Consider the following 25854-nt stretch of genomic DNA (forward strand, 5'->3'; position numbering starts at 1 on the left):
CTGCTATTGCCGCAATACGTCTCAGAGTGCCGGCCCGGCGTAGCGCCGACCGTCGACGTACGGCCACGGATTGGCCCGGCATCCGTTGAGGAAGAGGGTCTGCTGCATCATCACCGGCGCCGGACGCCCCGAGCCCGGGCAGCGCTCGTGATGGTGCCCGAGCTGGTGACCGACCTCGTGGTTGACCACGTACGTCCGGTACACCGACAGCGGCACGCGCGCCGAGACGTAGTGCGGCACCGACAACCGCCACCGGTCCAGGTTGACGATCACCTGACCGGGCGCGCGGCAGGAGGTGTACGGCCGCCCGTCGATCCGGATGTCCACCCCACCCGCGGCGCACATCCGGCCCGCCGTACGGGCCGTCGCCAGGTAGACGGTGAAGTCCCGGGGAGCGTCCCCCGGCACCTGCTGCAACCGCAGCCGACCGCTGTCGACCCAGCTGCCCGGTCCGGTGAGCGCCACCTGGACGGCCTGCGCGAACGCGGCCACGTCCTCGTCGCTGCCCGACTCGACCGCCACCCGGTAACGACGCAGCTCACCCGCGCGGCCCAGGACCGGGCCGGAGCGGTCGTCGTGTTCGAAGCGGCCCGTCCCGGCGCTCGGGACCGCTCCGGGCATCCGCAGCACCGGCGACGCGCTCGGCGACGCCGCCACCGTGGCGCTCGGCGACGGGCTCACCGACCCCGGCAGCGGCCTCGCCACCAGCGGCGGGGCGGCGGCCTCCTCGGCGGTCAGCCGGTCGGACGGCTCGCCCCGCTCCTCGGCGACCACGGTCACTGCCGCGCCGATCGCCAGCACCACCGCCACCAACTGGGCGATCAGCGCGAAGCGTCGATGACGGTGAGCGGACCTGAACATCCCGGTCAGCCTGCCAGATCGGACGGCCGGACGGGCTCCCCCTTTTCGGTGAGCAGACCCACCACCGCGCGGGCGACCAGCCGGGGCACCTCGAGCTGCGCCACGTGGCCGACCCCGTCGAGCATCAACAGGCGGCTGTCCGGGATGGCCCGGGCGGTCTGCGGCGCGACCCGGACGTCGACCAGCCGGTCCTGCCGACCCCCCACCACGAGCGTCGGCGCGCGGACCGCCCCGGCGAGCCGCCACAGCGACCCGGACCCCGGCAGGTACGCCCGCAGGAAGCTGGAGACCAGACCCCGGAACGTCCGGACGTACGCGGCCGCGTAGTGCGCCGCCTCGTACCGCACCCGGATCTCCTCCAACGCCTCCTCCCGGCGCTGCACACAGATGCGGCTCAGATCGGCGACACACGCCTCAAGCACCTGCTCGGCCATGATCTCCGGGGCGAGCTGGGTCAACCGCCGGGCGACCAGCCGCTCACCCCCCGGAATGGCCAGCACCGGCAGCATCCTGCCCTGCAACGACCGTCGGAAATCCAGGAACGGCAGCGCCGGAGAGATCAGGGTGAGGGTGCGGACCAGGTCCGGCCGCAGCCCCGCCACCTGGACCGAGACCGCGCCGCCCAGCGAGTTGCCGAACAGGTGCACCGGTCCCCGACCGGAGTGCTCGATCCACCTGATGACCAGGTCGGCGAAGGCCGGAATCGTGTAGCGCCGTCCCGGCTCGCTGCGACCGAACCCGGGCAGGTCGATGGCCTGGCCGTCCAACCGGTCGGTGAGCAGCCCGGCCAGGTCGGTCCAGTTCTGCGACGAGCCGCCGAGCCCGTGCACGAACAGCGCCGGCTCCGCGTCCGCGCTCGTCGCGGGGGTGTCCCGCACGTACATGACCTGGCCGTCGAGGCGCACCTCCCGGCCCGGCCACGGTGGCGGCACACCGGCGTCGGCAAGGAGATGGTCCGGCCAGAGGGTGGCACGCTTCATCCCTCCAGTCTGCCTCGCACCATTCAGGAGAGTAGTGCCTCCAGCCGGCGGTTGACCGCCGCCAGCGTGGCTCGGACCACCGCCTGCCGCGGATCGCCGGCCACCAGAGCCGAGCCGGCGAGCTGCTCGACCCAGCCTTCGCAGACCAGCAGCACCACCACGGTGGCCACCTCGCAGTTGCCGAACGGCACCACCGCCGCGTGCTCGACGAAGCAGCGGCCACGCTCGGCGTTCTCGGTGCCGCGCAGCAGCTCGTCGACGGCCGCGGCGGCGGCCACCGCGCAGAGCCGCAGCACGTAGCCGTCCACCGCCGGCCCGGTCGCGTACCCGGCCGCGGTGCCGTCGCCGGCGAGCAGCCGTACCTCCACATTGGCGTCCAGGCCGAAGGTGCTGACCTGCACGTGGTCGATGACCACGCGCGGCCCCGGCGCGCCGCCGGTGTCCAGCGGGCGGGAGGGCGCCGACTCCGTCGTGGTCACCTGACCACCGGAGTACGACGTACCGAGCGTCGCCGGGCTGCCGGTGGCTCCGCCGGCGGGCACACCCGAGACCGAGCCGGGCTCCTCGACCGTGGCGCGGCCCCGGTGCGGGGCGCCCGTCCGCCGCCGGAGCGCGGCGTCCGGGCCGGTCCGCTGCTCGGGGCTCGTCGGCGCGGCCGCCGCCGGGCCGCCGCCCTCGGCGATACGCGCTTCCGCGCCGTTGTTGCGTGGCTCGGCGGGACGGGCCTCGGCGGATCGCGTGTTGGCGGGTTTCGCGCCACCCGAGCGGGGCTCGGCAGGTCGTGTCTCGGCGGCGCGGCGGCGTACCGGTGGGGGCGGCGTGGTGGGCAGGCCGGGCACGTTCTGCGGTGCGGCGGCGAGGCCCATCCGTTCCTGGAGCAGCCGGGCGACCTGTCGGCTCACCTCGGCCGGATCCGCGCCGTCGGCCAGGTCCAGCCGGAGGCTGTGCGCACCCGCCGGGGTACGACGCAGCGCCGCGTCCCGGACACCGGCTACCTCCCGGACGGCGTCCAGGATGGCGTTGACGTCGAATCCCTCGGGACGTTCCCGCAACGGAGCGGGCTCGTCGTCACGGCGCAGGTGGGTGGCGATGCGCGCGAGTTCGGGGGTTTCGGCGGGTGGTTCCACGGCTGGCGGCTCCGGCACGACGGGCACGTCCGGTTGCGCGGGGACGCGCTGCGGCAGTACCGCCGGCGTGTCGGGCCGTCGACCGCTGGCGGCCGCGTCGGCCGGCGACGCCGGTTCCGGGGCGGATCGGCGGGCCGCGTAGGAAGCGGCGGACGCGGATGGCCGGTCGTGTCGCCCCGACCCGGCGGTGGCCGCGGCCGGACCGGTTGCCGTCGAGGCGGTGGGGGCCGGCCCGACGGTCGATGGGTCGGGTGGCTCGGGGCTCGCCGGCCGAAGCCGGAACGGCCCGGTTGGTCGGACCGGCTGGGCCGCCTCGCCCGCGTCGCTGCCACGAGCGGGGCTCGCCGGCCGGCTAACCGGCCAGGACGGACGATCGCCCGGCGAGGCCGCCGGGATGCGCCCCTCGGACCAGTCCGGTCGTTCGGCGGCCGTGTTCGCCACGGGTGTCGGCGAGTTTCCTGCCCAGGACGGACGCTCGGCCGCCGGACGGACGGGCGTCGCCGGTGACGGCGTGCTCTGCGACGGCGCATCCACCACCGTCGCCGGTGGGCCGGCGGGCGCCGGTGGCGGGTCGACCGGCGCTGGCGGGTCCACCGGCGCGGGGCCGGCCCAGGTTGGGCGCGCGGGCGTGCCGTCGGAGGCCTGAGCACCGGCCCAGGACGGGCGGGACGCCCCGAAGCTGGTCGGAGCCGGGTCCGACTCGCCGGCCCACGAGGGACGCGGCGGCGGGAGGGCCGATGCCGGACCGGCCCAGGACGGACGGTCAGCAGCCGGCGGACCGCTGGTCGGCTCCACATGAGCGGCGCTGGTCGGCACGGAACCCCCGGCCCAGGACGGACGCTCGGCAGCCGGCGGACCGCTGGTCGGCACGGAACCGCCACCCCACGACGGACGCTCGGCAGCCGGCGGACCGCTGGTCGGCACGGAACCCCCGCCCCACGACGGACGCTCGGCCGCCGCCGACGCGGCGGGCGCGGGCGCACCGGGCCCGCTGGTCGGGGTGGGGTCCGAGGCATTCGCGCGGGGTGGCGGGTCGGTCGACACGCTGCTCGATATCGGCGCGGCCCAGGACGGACGAGGCACGGCGGGCGTACCGGCCGGCTCGGACGTGGGCCCGCCGGCCCAGGCCGGGCGCTCGGTCGGCTCGGAGCGGGGGGCCTCCGGCGGCACGCTGGCCGGGGTCGTGGCCGGACGTTCGCCGGCCCAGGACGGGCGCGACGGCCGGCCGCGATCGGAGGCCGCCTCCGCCTCGGTGGCGACGTCGTACGCGCGGGGCGGCTCGGCGGCCAGTGGCTCATACGGACGCGTCGGCTCGGCCCGCACCGGCTCGTACGGCACGCTGGGCTCGGCGACCCAACCCGGCGCGGACTCGTCTCGCGTCGGCTGGTCGGAGGGTTCGCCGTCCGGCCGGGACCAGGGTGGCGCCCACCCGCTGCCCCAGCTCGGGCGGTTCCAGCTGGGCCCGGACCAGTCCGGCTCGACGGAGGAGGGCTCGCCCACGCGCCGGGTGTCGGCGGCGGGGCGTTCCGGCTCGGACTCGTCGCCGCGTCCCGACCCGGCCGACGACTCCGGCGCGAGCGCTTCCCGGCGGGCGCGCGACCCGGCCTCCCGGTCGTCGGCGGTCGAGCGGTCGCCGGTCGGCGCGTGGAGTCCGGGTGGTACCTCGAAGCCCGAGGCGGCCGTACCGACGGGCGGCACCTGGATGGGCGCGGTGCCGGGCACACCGGGTTCGGCCCAGCGGGCGGCACGCGGCGCGGTGGGGTCGGCGGTCAGGTGCCGGGCACTACCGCTGTCGGCCTCGCCCGACCCCTGGTCGGCGGGGGGCGCGGGGCGCTGGGCGGGCACCGCCAGGCGGCCGGCACCCAGGTCGGGCCGGTCTTCGGCGGTCCGTCCGGGTGGCGCGCTGACCGGTGTCTGCCGACCGGACGACGCACCCACGCCGTTGATCTCGGCGTCCCCGTGGTTGGCGCCGTCGGCCACGCCGTCACCCTCGGCCTCGGCCTGGTGGACGCCGTTCAGGTGGTGGCCGTTGACCCGGGCCGGCCGTTCGGCGGCGCCGGGCAGCCCGGGCAGAGGCGCGGGCAGGTCACCGTGCCTCGTCGAGGTGCTGCGCCAGCCGGACGCGGGGTCGGGCTGCCATCGTGGCGCCTGCTCCCCGGCCGCTTCGCTCTCGCCGGACGGTGACCACCCGCCCGTCGAGGGCGCCCACCCGTTGCCGGAACGACCCGGGTCGTCGTGCTGACCCGCTCCGTCACCGTGCTCTCCCGGGGTGGCGGCTCCGGGTTGCCCTGTTTCACTCACCGCGCGCTCCTTGGTCGCCCTCGCTGAGGCTACCGTGTGGGGAGAGTGGCGATAAGTTACAGCGGCGGGCCAATTCCACGACGCGGTCGGGGGCCGCCCCGGTCTGGGGGGAAAATGGCGGCTCGTACGAAGAACTCGGAGGATCCCATGACGGCTGTGGGGAACGGCGCACAGACCGCTGGTAGGCCCACGCGCCTGCCCCGCTCCGCGCGTCGTAAGCAGCTGCTCGCGGCGGCCCAGGAGGTGTTCGTCGCGCAGGGCTACCACGCTGCGGCGATGGACGACATCGCCGAGCGGGCCGGGGTCTCCAAGCCGGTGCTCTACCAACACTTCCCCGGGAAGATGGACCTCTACCTGGCGCTGTTGGACACCCACTGTGACGCCATCGTCGCTCAGGTGCAGGAGGCGATGCGGGGGACCAGCGACAACAAGGAACGGGTCAGCGCGTCGGTCCGGGCGTACTTCGACTTCGTCGATCACGAGAGCGAGGCGTTCCGCCTCGTCTTCGAGTCGGACCTGCGTAACGACCCGGCGGTGCGGCAGCGGGTGGAGCGGGTCGAGCAGGGCTGCATCGCGGCGATCACCGACACCATCATCTCCGACACGGGCGTGAGCCGGTCGCATGCCGAGTTGCTCGCCTCCGGGCTGGTCGGCGCGGCGGAGACGGCCGCGCAGTTCTGGCTGGCCGGCGGCCGACAGGTGCCGAAGGCCGAAGCTGAGGCGTTGGTGGCCGCGCTGTCGTGGCGGGGCATCGCGAGCTTCCCGCTGCAAGGTGAGTCAGCCTGACCGCCGGGCCCGTGATCGGATAGCCTTCGCAGGGCGGTTCTCTCGCCCCAGTTGAGGAGGCACAGTGGAGGTCAAGATCGGCGTGCAGTACGCGCCACGCGAGCTGGTAGTGGACAGCGCGCAGTCGCCGGCCGAGATCGAGCAGATCGTGACCGACGCCTTCGCCGGCAACGGCGGCACGCTCTCCCTGACCGACGAGAAGGGCCGGCGGGTCATCGTTCCGGTCGAGAAGGTCGCCTACGTCGAGATCGCCGAGGCGTCGCCCCGGGCGGTCGGTTTCACCGTCCGCTGACCGGTCCGGCCGTCGCGGCAGGTCGGCGTCGCGCCACCTGCCGCGGGCCGGTACCGCGTGAACGCGCCCGACCAGTGGCGCTCAGTTGTTCAGTCCGACGGCGGCCATTCGCGCGGTGTGCGCGGCGGTGAGCCGCGCGAAGAGTTCCGGCACGTCGATCCGCTCGGCCCGCATGATGAGTACGGTGAGCGTGGCGCGTTCGGCGGCGACGCGGCCGGCTTGGGACAGGGCCTCGCCGACCAGTCGCCGGGCCCACATGGAGAGCCGGCCGGCCACCCGTGGGTCGTCGGCGACGGCCAGCCGGATCTCGGCGGCGGCGAATTCCGCGTACCGGGAGTCGTGCAGCACGTCGAGCACCAGCGCCCGGTCGGGTCCGTCCAGCGCGTGGCCGATCTCCCTGATGAAGTCGTCGGTGATGGTGTCGCCCACGTACGCCTTGGTGACGGCCTCGGCCCAGTCCCGCGGCTCGGTGGAGTCGTGGTACGCCTGCAACGGCCGCACGTAGGGCGCCATCGCCTCCTCCGGTTGCACACCGAGTGCGGCGAGCCGGTCGGCGAGCCGGCGGTAGTTGTCGATCTCGGCCGCGGCCATCTGGTCCAGCTCGACGCGCCGGCGCAGGTCCGGCGCGAGTCGCGCGTCGGCGGCCATGCGTTCGAAGGCGAGCAGTTCACCGAAGGCGACCAGGCCGAGCAGGTCGGGGACGGCGGAACCGGCGGTGGACACGAGCGCAGGCTACCGCGTGTGATGCAGTTCACATTCAATCCCCCCGCGTGGCGGCTGGCCGACCGGGAATCGGGACGTGAGCTTGCCTGTTCGGGTAGCATAGAGCAGTTGCCGTGGGCGCCGATCTGATCGAAGTCCAGCCTGCGGTGCGCGTGCGGCCCGGTCTGGCTCGGCAGTCTGCCCCCGACCGTGTGGCCCGCGTCATACCGACCGCGCCCTGAGGACATGACGGGGCGCACCCACGAGAGGGCACCCCCACATCCACATGAGCGAGCTGACTCAAGATCTGATGGACGGCCAGGAACTGGCCCCCACCGCCCCGGTCCGACCGGAGGCACCCACCTTCGCCGCCCTCGGCGCCCGCGACGAGACCGTCGAGGCGCTGGCCGCGGCCGGCATCACCCGCGCGTTCGCCATTCAGGAGTACGCGATCCCGATCGCGCTGCGCGGCGTCGACCTCATCGGCCAGGCGCCCACCGGTACCGGCAAGACCCTCGGCTTCGGCGTGCCGTTGCTGGAGCGGGTCTTCGCGCCGAGCGAGGGTGGCGACGGCGTCCCCCAGGCGCTTGTCGTCGTCCCGACCCGTGAGCTGGGCATCCAGGTCGCCAAGGACCTGGCCGCCGCCGGCCGGACGCGCGGCGTCCGGGTGCTGCCGATCTACGGCGGCGTGGCGTACGAACCGCAGATCGACGCGCTGCGCAAGGGCGTCGAGATCCTCGTCGGCACGCCGGGTCGACTGATGGACCTGCAGAAGCAGAAGCACCTCCGCCTCGACCGGGTACGCGCGCTCGTCCTGGACGAGGCCGACCGCATGCTCGACCTGGGCTTCCTCGACGACGTCGAGAAGATCCTGGCGATGCTTCCGGAAGACCGGCAGACGATGCTCTTCTCGGCGACCATGCCGGACCCGATCGTCACCCTGTCCCGGCGCTTCCTGCGCCAGCCGATGACGATCCACGCCGGGCACACCGCCGAGACCGGGCCGTCGCCGCAGACCCAGCAACTGGTCTACCGCACCCACTCGATGAACAAGGTCGAGGTGGTGGCCCGCATCCTCCAGGCCGAGGGTCGTGGGCTGACCATGATCTTCACGCGTACCAAGCGGGCCGCCGACCGGGTCGCCGAGGATCTCGACTTCCGTGGGTTCGCGGTCGCCGCGGTGCACGGTGACCTCGGCCAGGGCGCCCGGGAGCGGGCCCTGCGGGCCTTCCGCGCCGGCAAGATCGACATCCTGGTCGCCACCGACGTCGCGGCCCGGGGCCTGGACGTCACCGGTGTCACCCACGTCATCAACTACGACTGCCCGGAAGATCAGGACACCTACACCCACCGCATCGGTCGTACCGGTCGGGCCGGGGCGACCGGCGTCGCGGTGACCTTCGTCGACTGGGACGACATGCCGCGCTGGCGGATCATCGACAAGACCCTCGGTCTGGAGATGCCCGAGCCGCCGGAGACGTACCACACCTCCCCGCACCTCTACACCGACCTGCACATCTCGACCGAGGTCAGCGGCACGCTGCCCACGGCCGAGCGGACGCGCGCCGGGCTGTCCGCCGAGATCGAGGAAGACCTCGGCGGCACCACCCGCTCGCGCCGGGGCGACAGCGCTGGCCGGGGCGGCCGACGCGGTGAGAGTCGTGGCGAGGCCCGGGGCGAGCGCCGTGGTCGGGGTGACGGTCGCCGCGACCGCGCCGACGCCGGCCCGCCGGCCGCCGAAGCACCTGCGGACGCCGCTGGCGACGAGGCCACCCGCACCCCGCGCCGCCGGCGTCGCCGCCGGGCCGGCGAGACGGTGACCGGTGAGCCGACCGCGGTGATCGCGGCCGACGCGGCGCCGGCCGAGTCCGTCGACGCCGCCGAGGGCGAGGCCGCCAAGCCCCGCCGCCGCCGACGCCGTCGTGGTGGCGGTTCCGGCGAGGGTACGCCGGCCGAGGCGACCGCGGACTGACGCAGCGAGATCCATCCGACATCCCCCGGACCGCCTCACGCGGTGCGGGGGATGTTCCCTTCTTCCCACCCCACCTGCTGAAGATGGAACGATGCCGCAACCACTGGACGCTGCCCTGACCGAGGTTCGGGCGCTGCTGCTCGACCCCGCGCTGACCCGGGCGGTCGCCGCCGGACGCCGTCGCGGCCGTCGCCCCACGGTCGAGCGGGCCGAACTGCGGCCGGTGACGCTCAAGGCCGGGCCCCGACTTCAGGTCACCACCTCCGACGGCGTACGCCCGTACACCCGCAATGTCGCTCCCGGTCCCGAGGCCGACGCGGCGGTCGATGAGCTCCTGGCCGAGCCCTTCGGCAACTGGCACGTGGAGACCGCCGACGCGACCCTCCAGCTCCGGGTGACCAAGTCCGGCGAGGCGCAGGTACACCGTGCGGCGACGGCCCGACCGGCGACGACACCGGCTGGGAACGACCGGGCGAAGGAGTACCTGCTCGATCCCGGCGACCCGATCTTCGCCGAGATCGGCGGCTCGGCGGCGAAACGACGCCAGGTCGACGCGTTCCTGCGGGCCCTGGCCGCGACCCTGCCCGACGACCTGACCGGTCCGCTGCGGGTGGTCGACCTCGGCTGCGGCAACGCCTACCTGACGTTCGCCGCCTACCGCTACCTGACGGGTCGGGGGCTCGATGTCGAGCTGGTCGGCGTGGACGTCCGGGAGGACCAGCGCCGGCGCAACACCGAGCTGGCGCAGCGACTGGGCTGGGCCGACAAGGTCAGCTTCGTCGCCGGCACGATCGCCGAGGCCGTCGTCGAACCCGCCCCGGACCTGGTGCTGGCGCTGCACGCCTGCGACACCGCCACCGACGAGGCGCTGGCCCGCGCGGTGCGCTGGCAGGCCCGCTGGGTACTCGCCGCGCCCTGCTGTCACCACGACCTCGCCAAGCAGCTGCGCGCGCAGCCCACCCCGGCGCCGTACGAGTTGCTGACCCGGCAGGGCATCCTGCGCGAGCGCTTCGCCGACGTGCTCACCGACGCGCTGCGCGCCGGGTTGCTGCGGACGCACGGTTACCGGGCCGAGGTGGTGGAGTTCGTCGACTCCCAGCACACCCCCCGCAACCTGCTGATCCGCGCCCGCCACACCGGTGTCGCGGACCCACGGCACACGGAGTACCGCGAGCTGGTCGACCAGTGGCAGGTCACGCCCCGGCTGGAGGTCCTGCTGGCCGGCGACACGGGGTCCGCCAGCTAGGTTCGCCGGCTGGACCTGCCGCAGGCCCGGGACTTCGCAGCGGCGTCAGCGTCGGCGGTCGGCGTTGCCGCCCCGGTCCCGGCTGCCGGATCGGTCGAAGACCGCCACCCGGTCTCCGCCGTTGCGCGTCGAGCGGTCGTCGTCGACCGGGCTGCTCGGGAAGGGCACCACCTTCCCCGAGCTCTCGGCGTTGCCGGCGGCCGTGAACGCGTTCCAGGAGATGTCGACGAGCAGCTTCTTCGTCTCGGCGTGCCGGACGGCCGCGTTCTGCTGTAGCGCCATCCGGGCGCCCAGCACCACGGCGACCAGCGTGGTGGTGATCGCGCCGGTGGCGGCCAGCACGTGGGCACCGGTCGCCGCGTCGGTGCGGAGCACCAGGACCAGCAGCCAGATCCAGCACCCGGCGGCGAAGACGCCGGCCTTGACGACGAAGAAGAGGCTCACCGCACCAGGCTGGTACGGCTGCGGACGGCGCGATTCGGCCATGGTGCTCCTCGGCGGTGGTCCGGGCGAACGCGGCAGGCGCGCGTGCGCCATGCCGGGACGGGCACCGAGCTTAGTAGAAGAACGATGATGATCGCTCGGTACCGGTCCGAATACTGCACGAGGTGGAGTCTCATCCGTGGGACAGTTTGTGCGGTCAGTCAGTGGTTTCCGATCCTCGGCGTACTACGCTCGGAGGCGCATCTTCCCAGTGCTCGGCCGGGAGGGAAAGACATACCGGATGGGTTCCGCAGACGTAACACCGCAGATGGCGTTCGCCCGCTTCGTCCGGCGGGCCATCGACGACGCCCGCGAAGAGCGCGGGTGGACCGTGACCGATCTCGCCGCGCACACGGGCGTGGGCCGCTCCACCGTGTTCCGTTGGCTCGCCGGTGACTGGCAGGACTATCCGGAACTGGCGAAGGTACGCGGCTTCTGTGCCGCTCTGGATCTACCGGTGGCGGCCGCGTTCCGGGCCCTCGGACTGCCTGACGCGGGCCCGACGCCCCGACGCCGCAGCGACGACGGCCCGGTCGACGCCGACGTCCGCGCCATCCTGGACCGGCTGGCCGACCCCACCGTCCCGGCCGAGGAGAAGCACCACATCCGCGACCTCCTCCGCTACCTGGCCCGCCGCCCCACCCGCCGAGCCGGCTAACCCCCCGATCCCCGCGTTGATCATGAAGTTATTGCCACGACACGCCGATGCGAGTGGCAATAACTTCATGATCGACGCAGCGAGGGCCGGGGACGGGAGGGGGCCAGGAGGGCCGGGGGGTTAGGGGATGGTCAGGGTTAGTTCGGCGGTGTGGACCTTGGTGGCTACCTGGAAGTCCAGGTAGAGGCGGTAACGGCCGGGGTTCGGGATGGTCAGCCAGAACTTGACCTGGCCGTCGGCCAACTCCGGTTCGGGATGCACGTGCAGGTAGCCGAGGTCGCCTTCGCGCAGCGCCACCAGGTGCCCGTACGCGCCGAGGTAGCGCTCCAGGGCCGCGCCACCGCTCGGACCGTCGATCCGGAAGGTCAGCGGCACCGTCACCCCGGCCTGCGGACTGCCCTGGTAGCCGACCGTGAACCCGTCAACCGTCGTCGAGGTGGCCGGCGCGGGCAGCGGACGCGGCTGGTACGCGCCCGGCGCCACCAGGTCCACGCCGAGGGTCACGGCGCTCTGGCCGCCGTTGTCGGCGACCACGGTGAAGTCCGCGTACGCCCGCCAGACGCCGGGCTGCGGGAGGGTCACCGGCACCGACCAGATGCCGTCCGGCGTCATGGTCGGGTGCAGATGCTGGTAGCCGGTCAGGTCCCGGCGTACCACGATGACGTGCATCGGCTTGTCGTGTACGACGGCGAAGCGGGTGACCGGTCGACGTTGCGCGTCGCGTACCTCGAAGCGCAGTTGCCCGGTGCGGCCGACGCGAAATTCGGTGCCCAGTGGCACGAGCGTGTATCCGCCCGAGCTGACCGACAGACCGCCCGGCTCGGTGGCAGCGCCCTGGCCGGCGCCCGTGACGGATCCGTGGTCGTGGGCCGCGGTGCCCGCCGGGTGGGTGTGGTCGGGGGTCAGCGCCGTACCGCCGGTGGTGCCGCCGCCGAGGCCGGTGCCGCCGTTGACGTTGGTGCCGCCGTTCAGGCGACCGAGGCCGAAGCCGAGCAGGACGGCGAGCACCAGACCACCCACCACCAGCGCCAACCGGACCGTGCTCCGGTCGGCCACACCGGCAACACCCGGAGCCGAGACGGCCGACCCGCCCGACAACGCCTCGCCCGCCCGGTCGGCGGCGACAGGGCTCCCGTCCGACGAGGGCGCGCCAGCCCGGTCGGCGGCGACGGCGCTCGCGTCCGACGGGGACGCGCCCGCCTGGTCAGGCACCGCCGGCGTCCAGCTCATCCCGACACCGTACCGCCGTGCCCGGTGGGTTCCGGCCGACGCCGGGGCAGCGTGGCGGCCGTCGCAATCCGCCCGGCCCGGGAACTTTCCGCCCGCCGCCGTTGACCGGCGCTCGCGGACGACTCAGCCGGCCACGGCGAGCGCGAGCGGGAGCACGTCGGGAGCGCCGGCCCGCCGGAGTTCCCGGGCGACCATCGCCATCGTCCAGCCCGAGTCGACCAGGTCGTCGACGAGCAGCACCGGCCCGTCCAGCGCGGCCAGCGCGTCGGCAAGTTCGGGCGGTACGGAGAAGGCGTCGTGCAGCGCGCGTACCCGCTGGGCGCTGTTGCCGCGCGGCCCGCCGGGGCCGTCCGGGCCGGTCGCCGTGACCGCGCCGAGCAGCGGCAGCCGGCCCACGGCGGCGATCCGCTCGGCCAGGGAGCCGACCAGCCGGGGCCGCCGGCGGGACGAGACGGCGACCACCGCCACCGGCCGGCGGGGCCACGGGTCGTCGCCGTGCGCCCAGGCCTTCAGCACGTCGACCACCGCGCCGGCCACGTCGTCGGGCACCGGCGCGTCGGGCGACTCCGGGCCGACCAGGTCCCGCAGCCGACCGCCCCACCCCAGGTCGGAGAGGCGGCCGACCGCGCGGCCGGGCAGCGCCTGGTCCGCCGGGACGATCCGGCCCTTGAGGGGTACGCCCACCGCGTCCAACCCGGTCGGCCAGAGTTTTTTGGGCGCGATCTGGACGCCGGGCCGGCCCAGGAACGTCTGCGCGGCGGCGAGCGCGGCCGTCGACACGTCCGCCGCGAACAGCGGGCCGGCACACCTGTCGCACCGGCCGCAGTCGGTCGCCCCGGTGTCGTCCAGGCGCTCCCGTAGGTATCGCATCCGGCAGTCGCCCGTCGACGCGTACTCCCGCATGGCCTGTTGTTCGACGGTGCGCGCCTGGGCGACGCGGCGCAACCGGGCCTCGTCGTAGACCCAGGGCTCGCCCGTGGCGAGCCAGCCACCGCGCACCCGGCGAACCGCGCCGTCCACGTCGAGCACCTTGAGCATCAGCTCCAGGCGGGCCCGGCGCAGGTCGACGAGGGGTTCGAGGGCCTGGGTGGAGAGCGGCCGGTCGGTGTGCAGGGCGGCCAGCACCGCACGGACCTGCTGTTCCGGCGGGAACGCCAGCGAGGCGAAGTAGCGCCAGATGGCGGCGTCCTCGACGCCGGGCAGCAGCAGCACCTCGGCGTGTTCGACGGCGCGGCCGGCACGGCCGACCTGCTGGTAGTACGCGATCGGCGACGGCGGTGCGCCGAGGTGGACGACGAAGCCCAGGTCGGGTTTGTCGAAGCCCATGCCGAGCGCGCTGGTGGCGACCAACGCCTTGATCTTGTTGTCGAGCAGGTCCTGTTCGGCGGCGCGCCGGTCGGCGTCCTCGGCCTGGCCGGTGTACGACGCCACCGGGTAGCCCCGCGAGCGCAGGAACTCGGTGGTCTCCCCCGCCGCCGCGACGGTCAGCGTGTAGACGATGCCGGAGCCGGGCAACTCGTCCAGGTGGTCGGCGAGCCACGCCAGTCGGTGCGCCGGGCTGGGCAGGTCGAGGACGCCGAGCCGCAGCGACTCGCGGTCCAGCGTCCCGCGCAGGACGAGCGCGTCACCCAACTGCTCGGCGACGTCCTGGGTGACCCGCGCGTTGGCGGTGGCCGTGGTGGCCAGCACCGGCGTGCGCTCGGGTAGTTCGGCCAGGAAGGTACGCAGCCGCCGGTAGTCCGGCCGGAAGTCGTGCCCCCAGTCGGAGACGCAGTGCGCCTCGTCGACCACCAGCAGACCGGTCGTCGCGGCCAGCTTCGGCAGCACGCCGTCGCGGAAGTCCGGGTTGTTGAGGCGTTCCGGACTGATCAACAGGACGTCCACCGATCCGGCCTGGATTTCGGCGGTGATCTCGTCCCACTCGTCGAGGTTCGCCGAGTTGATCGTGCGCGCCCGGATGCCGGCGCGGGCCGCCGCCTCCACCTGGTTGCGCATGAGAGCCAGCAGCGGCGACACGATGACGGTCGGACCGTGCTCGCCGCTCCCGCCACTCTGCTCGCGGGCGCGGAGCAGCGCGGTGGCCACGAAGTAGACCGCCGACTTGCCCCAACCGGTGCGCTGCACGCACAGCACCCGGCGTCGGTCGACGACCAGCGCCTCGATGGCCCGCCACTGGTCCTCGCGCAGCCGGGCGTGCTCACCGGCCAGCCGACGCAGCACCGCCTCGGCCCGCTCCCGTACCGCCGCCCGTTCGTCGCCCATCCGGCATTTCTACCAGCGTCGTACGTCAGAACCCCGCCCGCGCGGGAGGTGCCGGTCACGATCCGCGCGTTCGCGCCTCATCGGGCCGGGACGCCGGGGGCAGAAAGAGCAACAGGTCGCGCAGCGGCTCGGTCGCGCTGGGAGGCAGCAGGCAGCGCGACGCGAACTCTTCCATCGAGGCGTACGGGCCGCGCAGCCAGCGGTCCACCACGATCTGCCGGCCCTGCTCGGCCGTCAGACCGGGCAGGGCCGTGAGCACCTGCTCCGGGACCCCGTTGACGTCGACCAGACCGCCGTCGTCGAAGGTGCCGGGCAGGTCGGGTCGCCCGAGTCCCAACTCGGCACGGGCCGCCGGGTAGTGGTAGAGCAGGTAGCGGGCGTGCTCCCGGCGGATGCGCCGCTCCTCGTCGGCACGACCGCGGGCACTGTCCGGTCGTCCGGTGATCGCCGCCCAGAGTCCACGGCTGAGCAGCACCACGTGCACGGCCCCCGCGAGCCAGGTGATGAGGGCCAGGCCGAGGAAGGTCACCGCCTGCGGTCCGGGCACCTCGGCTTCCGGACTCTCGACGTCGAGCATGACCACCTCGACGACGAGCAGTGCCAGGTAACCGAGGCCCGCGAGCGCGAGCCGCCAACTCCGCCGCCACCCCGCGTAGGCCAGGATCACCAGCCAGGTCAGGCAGCCGAACGAGAGCAGGACGAGCACCGTCCCGAGGATCGTCACCGTCCTGCTCGCCCAACGCGGTGTCTCCCGCCGAGCGGGCTTCGTGGGGGCCGCCGGAGGTGGCAGGGGCATGAGCGCGGGGGGAGGCGGCACAGACAGGGCGGACGGCGATGCCGGGCCCGGCGGGGAGGGGAGGAGACCGACGGGGGCGACCACCGACGTTGCCGGTCCGGGCAGCGTGGCCGCCGGCCGCGAAGCCTCCGGTCCGGGCACCGGGGCTGCCGGCTGCGGTGTCTCCGGTGCGGCGGTGCGCTGCGCCTCTGGTGCGGCGACGCGCTGCGCCTCTGGTGCGGCGGTGCGCTGCGCCTGTTGTTGGACGGGGCGCTGCGCCTGTGGTTCGGCGGTGTGTGGGGTCGCCGCCAGGGTCGGGTCGGAGCGCAGGATGCGCCGGTGCAGTTCCTGCAACGCCTCGCCCGGCTCGATGCCGTACTCCTCGCGGAGCAGGTCGCCGAACTCCCGGTAGGCGGCCAGCGCCTCCGCCTGCCGCCCGCTGCGATAGAGCGCGAGCACGAGTTGGTGTCGCAGCCGCTCCCGGACGGGGAACTCGGCCACCAACTCCACCAGCTCACCGATCGTCTCGCGGTGCCGTCCGAGGTCCAGCGTCAACTCGGACCGGGTCTCCAACGCCACGGCGCGTAACTCCACCAGCCGCTGCCGGGCCGCCTCGAAGATCGGCCCAGCGAAGCCGGTGAACGGCTCCCCCTGCCACAGATCCAAGGCGGCGGCCAGTTCGGCAAGCGCCTCGTCCGTACGCCCGCTCGTGTGTCGCTGGCGGGCGGCCTGTACGCCCCGTTCGAAGCGGACCGCGTCGACCGCCTCGGGGTCCACCCGCAGCGAATAGCCGGCGTCGGTCAGGCTGAGCACCTGTCCCGGCGTACGGGGAGACCGGTCCGGTTCCAGCACCCGGCGCAGCCCGGCCACGTACTTCTGCACGACGTTGGGACCGTTCGCGGGCGGGTCCTCCGGCCAGACCGCGTCGACGATCTGCCCGGTGGACACCGGGCGGCCGGCGGCGAGCAGCAGTACGGCGAGCACCGCCCGCTGCTTGGCCGGACCGAGGTCGATCTCCCGGTCGGCGTACCAGGCCCGCTGAGGCCCGAGAATCTCGAAACGCAGTTGGCCTGACATGCGCGTTCTCGCTCCTGACACCCCCGGGACCGCCGGACGGCAGTGCCCGGCAGCCGGACGGCAGCATATCGGCAGCCGAACCGCCGTGCCGGCCGGCAGCATCCTCGTCGGCAGAAGCCACGCAGCGAGAAAGAGACAAGCGATGACACAGGCAACGGGCACCGCCGGCACCATCCGACGGACGGTCGGTACGGTCGCCGCCGTGCTGGCCGCGACCACCCTGCTCGCAGGTTGCGGAGCGGAGACCGAACCCACCGCGACGCCACCGAGCAGCCCGTCCGCCAGCCCGAGCGTCAGTCCGAAGGACGCGCTCCTCGCCGCCGTCCCGGACGGCACCGAGGGGGCGTTCCGGTTCAGCGGCAAGGACGCGTCGAGCACGATCGACGGTCGGATCGACCCGGCGTCCGAGGGATTCGAAATCAACATGGTCATGCCGCCGGACGACGGCGTCGTGGTGAAGATGTCGTTCCTGGTGATCAAGGACCAGAACTGGGTGAAGGCGAAGTTCAGCGGCCGTCCCGGCCTGCCGAAGTTCCCCGACAAGTGGATGAAGCTGGACCGCGCGAAGCTGACCGACGCCGCGAGCATCCCGACGTTCGACGGTGTGGACCAGGGCAACGCGGGTCCGCTGATCCAGGCGGCCACCGAGGTGCAGGAGAAGAGCCCCGGCCAGTACGTCGGTTTCATCGACGTGAGCGCCGGGGAGGCGGCGAAGGCGCTGGAGGACGGCGAGGCGGCGGCCCTCGGCGAGGCGGGCAAGAAGGTGCCGTTCACGGCCGTGGTCGGTGCGGACAAGCACCTGGCGTCGCTGACGCTCAAGATGCCGGCCGCCGGTAAGACCAAGGCGTACGACTACGTCGTCAAGTACGCCGACTACGGCAGCGCGCCGAAGATCACCGCGCCGACCGGCGCCGCCGCCGTGAAGGCACCGGCAATGGCGTACGACCTACTGAACGGCTGATCCACAACGGGCGGCGGCCACACGGGGGGCCGCCACCCCACCCTGTCCCCCTCCCCCACCCCCACCCCCAACCCTGTTGATCAAGAGGTTCGCGTCAGGATCCGGCCGGATTCTGACGCGAACCTCTTGATCAACGCGGTTGGTGGTGGGGGGTGGGGTGGGGGTTGGGGGGGGTGGGGTTAGCGGCCTAGGACTGAGCCGCCGTTGACGCCGAGGACCTGGCCGGTTACGTAGCCGGCGGCGGGGCTGGCGAGGTAGCGGACCGCCTCGGCGATGTCGTCCGGCAGTCCGGGACGCTTGACGAGCGTCTCCGCGACCCGCTTCGCGTGCCCCTCGGGGGTCATTCGGTCGCCGAAGAACTCGGTCTCGGCCACGTAGCCCGGGCTCACCACGTTGACCGTGATCTGCTCCGGACCGAGCTGCGCCGCCAGGTCGTACGCCCAACCGTGCAGGGCCGCCTTGCCCGCTGAGTAGGGGCCACCGCCACCCCGCTGCGCGGCGATCGAGCTGACCAGGATCACCCGCCCACCGGGTCGACGCAGCGCCGGCCGCAACGCCTCGGTCAACAGCACCGCGGTGAGCACGTTGGCGTCCAGGTTGGCCCGCCAGTGTGCGGCGGTCCCAGCCAGCGTGTCGGTCTCCCCGCCCAGGTAGCCGCCCGCGTTGTTGACCACCGCGTCGACCGCCCGACCGTCGACCGCAGCCAGGACCCGGTCGAGCTGCTCCGGGTCGGTCAGGTCCGCGGTCACCGGGGTGACCGCGCCCGACCGTCCACAGTCGACGCCGATGCGCTCGGCGGCCGCCGCCAACACGTCCGCCCGCCGCCCGACGACAAGAACGTCGTACCCGTCCCGAGCGAGCGACCCCGCGATGGCCGCCCCGATCCCGGTCCCACCCCCGCTAACCACCGCAAGCCGCGATCCCATGCCCTACCTCCCCATCCCAACCCATCGCCGAACCCATCGATCATGAAGTTATCGCCATCCGGCACGACGTGTCGTGACGATAACTCCATGATCGACCTGGTTCAGCCGCCGGGATACGGCCGGCGGTCAGCGACGGGGAGTGGGGCGGAGGGATTTGGTCAGGGCGGTCAGGCGGGGGGCCAGGCTGGTCAGGCCGCCGGGGAAGAAGTACACCGCCAGGATGAAGACCGTGCCGAGGACGAACAGGGGCTGGCTCAACGGGTGACTGAGGACGGCCGGCAGGTTGTCGACCGCGTCGCTCGTGCCGAACGCGGTGAGCCGGTGGTCCAGGTACATGTAGAGGACGCCGCCGAGCACCGGTCCCCACCGGGTGCCCGGTCCGCCGAGCACCACCATGACCAGCAGCGAGAGGGTCAGCTCGGAGGACGTGATGTGCGGCGACGCGCCGCCGACGATCAGGACGTAGACCACCCCGCCGGCCGACGCCAGCCCACCGGCCAGGGTGAACGCCACCAGCTTGTAGCGGTACGGGTCCAGCCCGAGCACGCCGATCCGCCGCTCGTCGTCGCGCAGCCCGGCGAGCACCCGACCGGTCGGTGACCCACTGACCCGGTGCACCACGAAGACCACGAGGGTCAGGTACGCGAGCGCCAGCCAGTACAGGTTGACCGTGTTGGTCACCCCGACCAGTCCGGCCGGCAGCCCGGACACGTCCAGCGGTAGACCCTCCTCGCCACCGGTGAGCCCGCCGAAGTCCCGGGCCACCAGGATCGCCCCGACCTGGGCGAACGCCAACGTGACCATGGCGAACGCGATGCCCACGGTCCGCAGGGCCACCGCGCCGAGCAGCGCCGCGAGGATCGTGCCACCGGTGATGGTCAGCAGCGCCGCCTGCCACAGCGGCAGACCGGCGCGGGTGACGAGGATGTCGGTGCCGTACACGCCGGCCGCGAAGTAGAGCGCGTGCCCGAACGAGAGCATCCCGGTCCGGCCGAAGAGCAGGTCGTAGCCGGCCGCCAGCCCGCCGAAGATCAGGCAGATGGCGAGGATCTGCAAGGTGCCCGGTGAGTTGACCGGTCCCTCGAAGATCCCCGGCAGCGAGATCGTCGAGTACGGCAGGATCGCCATCACCGCCAGCGCGACCAGCGGCAGGAACGGGCGGACCCGGTGCGCGCGGCCCGGTCGCGGCGAGGTGGGCGCCGGTGCCGGTGTTGCCTCGAGGAGCGTCATGCCGTTGCCACCTTTCCGGCGATGCCCTGCGGGCGCAGCAGCAGCACCACGGCCAGCAGCCCGACCACGCAGATGTCGCCCAGCCCGGACGTGCCGTAGTAGTTGACGAACTGCTGTACCAGCCCGACCACGACCGCCGCGTACGCGGAGCCGACCACCGAGCCCATCCCGCCGATCACCACCACGATGAACGCGAAGATCAGCAACGAGCCGCCCTGCCCGGGTGAGACGGTGCCGAAGTAGACCCCACCCAATGCTCCGGCGAGCGCGGCAGCCGCCCCACCGATCGCGAAGACCAGCGTGAACGCCTTGCGGACGTCGATGCCGAGCGCGGTCACCATCTCCCGGTTCTCCACCCCGGCCCGGATCACCAGGCCGTACCGGGTCCAGCGCAGGAACGCCAGGATCGCGCCGAGCACCAGCACCGCCGCGATGATCAGCAGCAGGCCGCCGTTCGGCACCTGCGCGCCGAGGATCCCGGTCACCTGTCGGGTCCAGTCGGGGCGCGGGAACGGCCGGGCGTCGGCACCCCAGGTGGCCTGGAGCAGCGCCACCCCGGCCAGCGACAGTCCGACGGTGACCAGCACCTGCTCGATGGTGCGGGAGTAGAGCGGCCGGATCAGCACCAGCTCGACCAGGACCGCGACGAGCGTGCCGGCGGCCACCCCGAAGGCGACCGCGAGCACGAAGCCGAACCCGTCCGGGCCCGCGCCCGGCAGGTTGCCCGCCGCCCACCAGGTGCCGTACGCGCCGACGCCGAGGAACAGCCCGTGCGCGAAGTTGAGCACGTCAGCGAGGCCGAAGACCAGCGACAGGCCCGACGCGACCAGGAAGTACAGCGCCGCCAGGCCCAGCCCGGTCAGCGCCAGGAGGATTACCGTGCTCATGCCTTGACCTCCGCACCCACACCCAGCAGCGACTTGGTCAGCGCGGTCTCCAGCAGCAGGTCCTGGGCGTCGCCCGTCCAGGCGACCCGGCCGGCGGAGAGCACCACGGCGTCGCGGGCCAGTCGGCGTACGACGGCCAGGTTCTGCTCGACCAGCAGCACCGGCACCGACTCCGCGACCCGCTCCAACACCTCGGCCACCTCGGTCACCACCTTCGGCGCCAACCCCTTGGTCGGCTCGTCGACCAGCAGCAGCCGGTTGTCGTTGAGCAGCACCCGCCCGATCGCGAGCATCTGCTGCTGCCCGCCGGAGAGCGAGCCCGCCCGTTGGCGTCCGCGCCGGTCCAGCTCCGGGAAGAGAGCGAAGACCTTGTCGTACGCCGGGGTGGTGCCGCGCCGTTCGGCGAGCCGCAGGTTCTCGGCGACGGTGAGGCCGGCGAACACGCACCGGTCCTCCGGTACGTAGCCGAGCCCACCGCGGACCAGCCGGTGGGTGGGCCGGGCCAGCAGGCTCTGCGCGCCCATCCGGATGGTGCCGCGCACCTCCCCGGCGGGTGGGGTGAGGCCGACGATCGCGCGCAGCGTGGTGGTCTTGCCGACGCCGTTGCGGCCAAGCAGGACGGTCACGCCGGTCGGGGCGACCGTGAAGGACACGCCCTGAAGGATGTGCAGCCCGGAGATCCGGACCGACAGGTCCTCCACAGTGAGGATCGGTTCCACTAGAGCGACTCCCCCAGGTAGGCCTCTTGCACGGTGGGGTTGGCCATCACCGTCTCCGGGGTGTCGCAGGCCAGCAGAGCGCCGTGGTGCATGACGGCGATCCGGTCGGCCAGCTCCAGGATGACGTCCATGTGGTGCTCGACCATCAGCACCGACCGGCCGCTGTCGCCGGTCAACGACTTGATGACCGTCACCAGCTCGGGCACGTCCTCGGCGCTGACCCCGGCCATCGGCTCGTCGAGCAGCATCACCCGTGGCTCACCGGCGAGCAGCAGGGCGATCTCCAACTTGCGCTTCTCGCCGTGGGCCAGGGTGCCGGCGAGCGCCGTACCCCGGTGGGCGAGGCCGACCCGGTCGAGCGCCGCGTCGGCGGCGGCGGCGACCTCCCGGTCGGCCGCCGCCCGCCGCCACAACGCCATCGAGCCCCCGCGGTGCGCCTGCACGGCGAGCCGGACGTTCTCCCGCACGCTGAGCGAGCCGAAGACCGAGGACGCCTGGAAGGTACGGCCCAGACCGAGGCGGGCCCGCCGGTGCGGCGGGAGCCCTCCGATGTCCTGCCCGTCCAGGGTGATCCGGCCCTCCGTGGCCCGGCGCAGGCCGGTGATCAGGTTGAACAGTGAGGTCTTGCCGGCGCCGTTCGGCCCGATCACGCCCAGGAACTCTCCCGGCGCCAGGTCGAGGTAGACGCTGTCGACGATGGCGACCTCACCGATCCGCCAGGTCAGACCGCGGGTGGCGAGCATTTCTCAGCCCTTCATGGCCACGGCCGGTGGCGCGGTCTCGTCGCCGGTGAGGCTCTTCTGCGCGGTGGCCGTGAAGTCGGTGCCGCTGCCGGTGAGCTTGGCCTGGAACATCGGCTGCAGCAGCGCGTGGTCGGCGGCGCGGATGGTCATCTTGCCCTTGACCCCGTCGAAGCTCCAGTCCTCGAGAGCCTTGACCATCTTTTCGACGTCGTCGCCACCCTCCTGCACGGCCCGCACCACCATCTGGGCGGCGGCGAAGCCGTCCGGGTGGAACAGGTCGATGGTGTTCACCTTGGCCTTGAGCGCCTTGCTGGCCTCGGTGTCGGACGCGCCGTCGAAGTAGTGCGACAGGAAGGAGATCTTCGCGCCGGCCGCCCCGAAGGTGGGCCAGGAGGCGCGGATGTCCAGGCCGGTGACGACCGTGGTGGACGACAGCACGCCCTGCTGGTCGAGGGTCTGCCACATGGCCGGGGCGGTCGTGCCGGCCCAGGCGACGAAGAGCAGGTCCGGCTTGGCGGCCTTGATCTGGCTGGCGAACGGCGTGAACTCGGTGGCGCTGGCCGGTGCCCGCACACTGCTCACGGTGGCGCCCGCGCCGCCGATGACGGTCTTGACGGCCGCCTCGTTGGCGTCGCCGAACGCGCCGTCCTGGGCGAAGACCACGACCTTCTTGCCGGTCGGGTCGCCGATGAAGGACTTGGCCGTCACCACGTCCTGGTAGGACTGCCGACCGGACCGGAACGTGTACTTGTTCGCCCCGGTCACCGCGTCGGTCGCGGCCGGGCCGGAGATGAAGAGAACCTTGTTCTGCGCCGCGATCGGCGCGACCTGCAACGCCACCCCGGACGCGGTCGAGCCGGCAATGATCTTCGTGCCCTTGCCGATCAGGTCCTTCGCGGCGGAGACCGCCTTGGCCGGGTCACCGGCGTCGTCGACCTCGGTCAACTCGATCTTCCGGTCACCGACCTTGCCGGTGCCCTTGGTGGCGAAGTCGAGCCCCGCCTTGAAACCCTCGATGTACTGCTTGCCGTAGCTGGCCAGGGCTCCCGATTGGGAGTACACCAGGCCGACCTTGACCGGGGCGGCACTGTCGCCGCCGCCGGTGGCGGTGTCCTGCGGGCTACCGCAGGCCGTGGCGGCCAGCGCCGCGGCCATCATCGTGGCGGCGGAGAGGAACGCCCGCCGCGTGTGCCGGACCGTCATCGCGACTCCAGGTGAGGACAGGATGCTTGGTTGTCGGCTCACGCTAGAAGTGACGTCACCCACGGGCTATGTGGCGGAAACACACAAGTAACGCCAGGGGGGTGGCCCGGGGTTACAACCGGCCGCACTACCACCCCCGACCCGGATCCCCCGATGGCCCGCAGCGCCACGGACGGATCGACAGGTGTGTCGCCCCGAGCCATCCGCCGTCAGCCGCACGGCCCGGCGTGGTCCGCCGGGCGCGGGCACCGCCGCCGGCCGCCGAGCAGGTGGTCACGGAACACCCGATGTCGTACGCACTGAGCATCCTCCTCCGACACCGTCGTCTCCGCCCGGTCCACGTCGGCGAGGAAACCCAGCGCGCGCGTGATCGCCCGCGCGAACCGCAACGCCGCCGGCAGGTCAGCGGGATCGCCGCGAAGATCAAGAGCGGCGAGTTGAAGCCGGGCGAGAAGCTGCCCTCCACTCGGGAACTCGCCGAGAGCTACGCCGTGCACATGAACACGGCGTCGCGGGCGCTCTCCCTGCTGCACGACCGCGAGCTGATCACCGGCCAGCCTGGGCGCGGCACCTACGTCGCCGAGCACCCCGACCGCTGACGCTCCACCCTCCGCCCCGCCCACCCTCCGCACTCCCCCGGCGTCGCCCCTCCCGCCCCGGCCGCCGTCGCCGAGGCCGGCGCTGCGGCTGGCGAGGTCGAGCGGCGAAGATCCGCGCAACTTCCCTGTTGTTGCTGCTTCAGGGCCGGCGGAAGCAGCAACAACAGGGAAGTTGCTGCCCCCATGCCGCCTCACCCCATCAAGATCGTGCTCGATCGTTGAAGTAGTGGCCTCGGGGGCGAGGCGATGCCACTATTTCCTGGATCGAGCACGATCTTGCGCCAGCGCCCGAGACGCCGCTGGCCCGGCGTCCGGGGTGACGGACGACGGGCCAGCGTGTGGGCCGGGCGTGATCGGCCCGGTGGTCGACTCGGAGCGGGTCAGCTCCGGGCCGAGGACCAGCGGTGGGCCAGCTCCGGGCCGAGGACCAGCGGCGGGCCAGCGGGTGGGCCGAGGACCAGCGGTGGGCCAGCTCCGGGCCGAGGACCAGCGGCGGGCCAGCGGGCGGGCCGAGGACCAGCGGCGGGCCAGCGGGCGGGCCGAGGACCAGCGGCGGGCCAGCGGGCGGGCCGAGGACCAGCGGTGGATCAGCGGCCCGGGGCGGTGTCGGCGGGGTCAGCGGCCGGCGCGGGCGGCGACCGCCGTGTCCGGGTGGTCGCTGAAGACGCCGTCCAGACCGAGGCCGAAGAACAGTTCGTACTCGGCCGTGATGTCGCCGCGCGCGTTCGGGTCGGTGCCGATGCGGAAGTCGACGGGGAGGAACTGGTTCTCCGCGCGGAACGTCCACGAGTGCACGAGCAGCCGCTCGCGGTGCGCGTCACGGACCACGTTCGTCGGGGCGAGCAGGTTGCCGGCGGCGTCGCGGGGCACGATCAGGTTCTTGTTCGCGCCGATGCCGTCGGCGTACCCGGCGATCCACTTCAGGCCGGCGGCCGTGGCGAGGTCCTGGTAGGTGCGGGTGTCACCGGCGGCGGTGAAGTCGTACGGGCGGCCGGTCGCGTCGAGGAGCTGGATCAGCTTCACCTCGGTCAGCCGGCTCAGCCGGCGCAGGTTGGCCGTCTCGAACGACTGGATGAAGACCGGCGAGTTCTTCCGGTCCAGCTTGTTCTGCCGCAGCACCGCCAGCAGCGGCTCCTCCAGCGGCTTGCCGATGGACGTGAAGTAGCTCGGGTGCTTGGTCTCCGGGTAGATGCCGATGGTGCGGCCCCGTGCCCGCCCCTCGGTCCGGGCGAGGTCGATGACCTCCTGGAGGGTTGGCACCTCGAATCGGCCGTCGAAGGCGGTGTTCGCCACGCGTACCTGCGGCAGCCGTTCCTTGGCTCGCAGCGTCTTCAGCTCGGCGAGGGTGAAGTCCTCGGTGAACCAGCCGGTCACGGCGACGCCGTCGATGGTTTTCGTCGCCTTGCGGGCCGCGAACTCCGGGTGGGCCGCGACGTCGGTGGTGCCGGAGATTTCGTTCTCGTGCCGGGCGACCAGCACGCCGTCGGAGGTGGACACCAGGTCCGGCTCGATGTAGTCGGCCCCCATCCGGATCGCCAGCCGGTACGCCTCAAGGGTGTGCTCCGGCCGGTAACCGCTGGCCCCACGGTGACCGATGACGATCGGCCGGTCGGTGGGCCGGGCGCGGTCCGCGTCGGACGAGGGGCCGGCCGCGGCCATGGTGGGCACGGCCACGGCGGCGGCGAGCAGCGCGCCGGCCACACCGAGGGTCGAGAGGGTACGTCGCAACGCCGTCTCCTGTCATCGAGGGTGTCGCAGACAGCAGACCCGGTGCGATTGGCCGGGAGTTGGTCGATGTCTGGCCGGCAGGTGAATCTCCGGAATGGGCGTTCCG

General features: G+C 73.1%; 22 protein-coding genes. 7 read left to right on the top strand and 15 right to left on the bottom strand.

Annotated elements, in window-relative coordinates; genetic code table 11:
- Positions 1–21: 21 nt before the first annotated feature.
- The 3 genes from ACIBTX_RS11395 to ACIBTX_RS11405 are packed head-to-tail and all read right to left on the bottom strand — an operon-like array spanning position 22 to position 3892.
- Positions 22–861 carry a DUF3152 domain-containing protein gene (locus ACIBTX_RS11395; protein WP_357174301.1) on the bottom strand — a complete coding sequence of 280 codons (840 nt, stop codon included), beginning with the start codon at positions 859–861 and terminating at the stop codon, positions 22–24.
- Between the two features lie 5 nt (positions 862–866).
- On the bottom strand, positions 867–1841 hold the full coding sequence (locus ACIBTX_RS11400; protein WP_396832412.1) for an alpha/beta fold hydrolase: 975 nt from the start codon (positions 1839–1841) through the stop codon (positions 867–869).
- Positions 1842–1864: 23 nt separating this feature from the next.
- Complete coding sequence (locus ACIBTX_RS11405; RefSeq protein WP_396832502.1) at positions 1865–3892, bottom strand: hypothetical protein; 2028 nt, start codon at positions 3890–3892, stop codon at positions 1865–1867.
- A gap of 1524 nt (positions 3893–5416) precedes the next feature.
- Between ACIBTX_RS11405 and ACIBTX_RS11410 the strand changes: the two genes are divergently transcribed.
- Positions 5417–6055, top strand: coding sequence for a TetR/AcrR family transcriptional regulator (locus tag ACIBTX_RS11410; protein ID WP_355053367.1), 639 nt, complete (start codon positions 5417–5419; stop codon positions 6053–6055).
- A gap of 64 nt (positions 6056–6119) precedes the next feature.
- Positions 6120–6347 (top strand): DUF3107 domain-containing protein, encoded by a 228-nt coding sequence (locus ACIBTX_RS11415; RefSeq protein WP_179781071.1) that lies wholly within the window; start codon positions 6120–6122, stop codon positions 6345–6347.
- Positions 6348–6428: 81 nt separating this feature from the next.
- On the opposite strand, the gene ACIBTX_RS11420 is transcribed toward ACIBTX_RS11415, so the two are convergent.
- Positions 6429–7070 carry a ferritin-like fold-containing protein gene (locus tag ACIBTX_RS11420; protein ID WP_357174292.1) on the bottom strand — a complete coding sequence of 214 codons (642 nt, stop codon included), beginning with the start codon at positions 7068–7070 and terminating at the stop codon, positions 6429–6431.
- Positions 7071–7335: 265 nt separating this feature from the next.
- On the opposite strand from ACIBTX_RS11420, the gene ACIBTX_RS11425 reads away from it, so the two are divergent.
- Positions 7336–9021: a DEAD/DEAH box helicase gene (locus tag ACIBTX_RS11425; RefSeq protein ID WP_357134149.1), complete on the top strand. Its 1686-nt coding sequence runs from the start codon at positions 7336–7338 to the stop codon at positions 9019–9021.
- 91 nt (positions 9022–9112) lie between these two features.
- Positions 9113–10267 (top strand): SAM-dependent methyltransferase, encoded by a 1155-nt coding sequence (locus ACIBTX_RS11430; RefSeq protein WP_357174289.1) that lies wholly within the window; start codon positions 9113–9115, stop codon positions 10265–10267.
- 45 nt (positions 10268–10312) lie between these two features.
- Here the strand turns inward: ACIBTX_RS11430 and ACIBTX_RS11435 are convergent, their stop codons facing one another.
- Entirely contained in the window at positions 10313–10753 is a 441-nt protein-coding gene (locus ACIBTX_RS11435; protein WP_357174286.1) for a hypothetical protein, read from the bottom strand.
- 238 nt (positions 10754–10991) lie between these two features.
- Here ACIBTX_RS11435 and ACIBTX_RS11440 point away from each other — a divergent pair, with 238 nt between their 5' ends.
- Complete coding sequence (locus ACIBTX_RS11440) at positions 10992–11408, top strand: helix-turn-helix domain-containing protein (protein WP_355053372.1); 417 nt, start codon at positions 10992–10994, stop codon at positions 11406–11408.
- A 120-nt stretch (positions 11409–11528) separates the two neighbouring features.
- On the opposite strand, the gene ACIBTX_RS11445 is transcribed toward ACIBTX_RS11440, so the two are convergent.
- The 3 genes from ACIBTX_RS11445 to ACIBTX_RS11455 all read right to left on the bottom strand — a co-directional run bounded on the left by ACIBTX_RS11445 (position 11529) and on the right by ACIBTX_RS11455 (position 16752).
- Entirely contained in the window at positions 11529–12638 is a 1110-nt protein-coding gene (locus tag ACIBTX_RS11445) for a hypothetical protein (protein ID WP_357134156.1), read from the bottom strand.
- A gap of 123 nt (positions 12639–12761) precedes the next feature.
- Entirely contained in the window at positions 12762–14900 is a 2139-nt protein-coding gene (locus tag ACIBTX_RS11450; protein ID WP_396832413.1) for a DEAD/DEAH box helicase, read from the bottom strand.
- Between the two features lie 55 nt (positions 14901–14955).
- On the bottom strand, positions 14956–16752 hold the full coding sequence (locus tag ACIBTX_RS11455) for a BTAD domain-containing putative transcriptional regulator (RefSeq protein ID WP_396832414.1): 1797 nt from the start codon (positions 16750–16752) through the stop codon (positions 14956–14958).
- A gap of 142 nt (positions 16753–16894) precedes the next feature.
- Between ACIBTX_RS11455 and ACIBTX_RS11460 the strand changes: the two genes are divergently transcribed.
- Positions 16895–17713, top strand: a complete 819-nt coding sequence (locus tag ACIBTX_RS11460; protein WP_396832415.1) for a hypothetical protein — start codon at positions 16895–16897, stop codon at positions 17711–17713.
- A gap of 179 nt (positions 17714–17892) precedes the next feature.
- Here the strand turns inward: ACIBTX_RS11460 and ACIBTX_RS11465 are convergent, their stop codons facing one another.
- The 6 genes from ACIBTX_RS11465 to ACIBTX_RS11490 form a co-directional block, all read right to left on the bottom strand.
- Positions 17893–18639, bottom strand: a complete 747-nt coding sequence (locus ACIBTX_RS11465) for an SDR family NAD(P)-dependent oxidoreductase (RefSeq protein ID WP_396832416.1) — start codon at positions 18637–18639, stop codon at positions 17893–17895.
- A 126-nt stretch (positions 18640–18765) separates the two neighbouring features.
- Positions 18766–19869 carry a branched-chain amino acid ABC transporter permease gene (locus tag ACIBTX_RS11470; protein WP_396832417.1) on the bottom strand — a complete coding sequence of 368 codons (1104 nt, stop codon included), beginning with the start codon at positions 19867–19869 and terminating at the stop codon, positions 18766–18768.
- Positions 19866–20756, bottom strand: a complete 891-nt coding sequence (locus tag ACIBTX_RS11475; protein WP_357134380.1) for a branched-chain amino acid ABC transporter permease — start codon at positions 20754–20756, stop codon at positions 19866–19868. The genes ACIBTX_RS11470 and ACIBTX_RS11475 overlap by 4 nt, the downstream gene beginning before the upstream one ends.
- Positions 20753–21475, bottom strand: coding sequence for an ABC transporter ATP-binding protein (locus ACIBTX_RS11480; protein ID WP_357134381.1), 723 nt, complete (start codon positions 21473–21475; stop codon positions 20753–20755). The genes ACIBTX_RS11475 and ACIBTX_RS11480 overlap by 4 nt, the downstream gene beginning before the upstream one ends.
- Entirely contained in the window at positions 21475–22218 is a 744-nt protein-coding gene (locus ACIBTX_RS11485) for an ABC transporter ATP-binding protein (protein WP_357134383.1), read from the bottom strand. The genes ACIBTX_RS11480 and ACIBTX_RS11485 overlap by 1 nt, the downstream gene beginning before the upstream one ends.
- Positions 22219–22221: 3 nt before the next feature.
- Positions 22222–23421, bottom strand: a complete 1200-nt coding sequence (locus ACIBTX_RS11490; RefSeq protein WP_357134384.1) for a substrate-binding domain-containing protein — start codon at positions 23419–23421, stop codon at positions 22222–22224.
- A gap of 287 nt (positions 23422–23708) precedes the next feature.
- Between ACIBTX_RS11490 and ACIBTX_RS11495 the strand changes: the two genes are divergently transcribed.
- The gene (locus tag ACIBTX_RS11495) at positions 23709–24020 is read left to right on the top strand and encodes a GntR family transcriptional regulator (protein WP_396832418.1); all 312 of its coding nucleotides are present in this window, start codon (positions 23709–23711) and stop codon (positions 24018–24020) included.
- Positions 24021–24635: 615 nt separating this feature from the next.
- Here ACIBTX_RS11495 and ACIBTX_RS11500 read toward each other — a convergent pair.
- Positions 24636–25748 (bottom strand): glycerophosphodiester phosphodiesterase, encoded by a 1113-nt coding sequence (locus ACIBTX_RS11500; protein ID WP_357134387.1) that lies wholly within the window; start codon positions 25746–25748, stop codon positions 24636–24638.
- Between the last annotated feature and the right edge of the window lie 106 nt (positions 25749–25854).

It is taken from the genome of Micromonospora sp. NPDC049359 (genome assembly GCF_044466585.1).
Lineage (GTDB): Bacteria > Actinomycetota > Actinomycetes > Mycobacteriales > Micromonosporaceae > Micromonospora.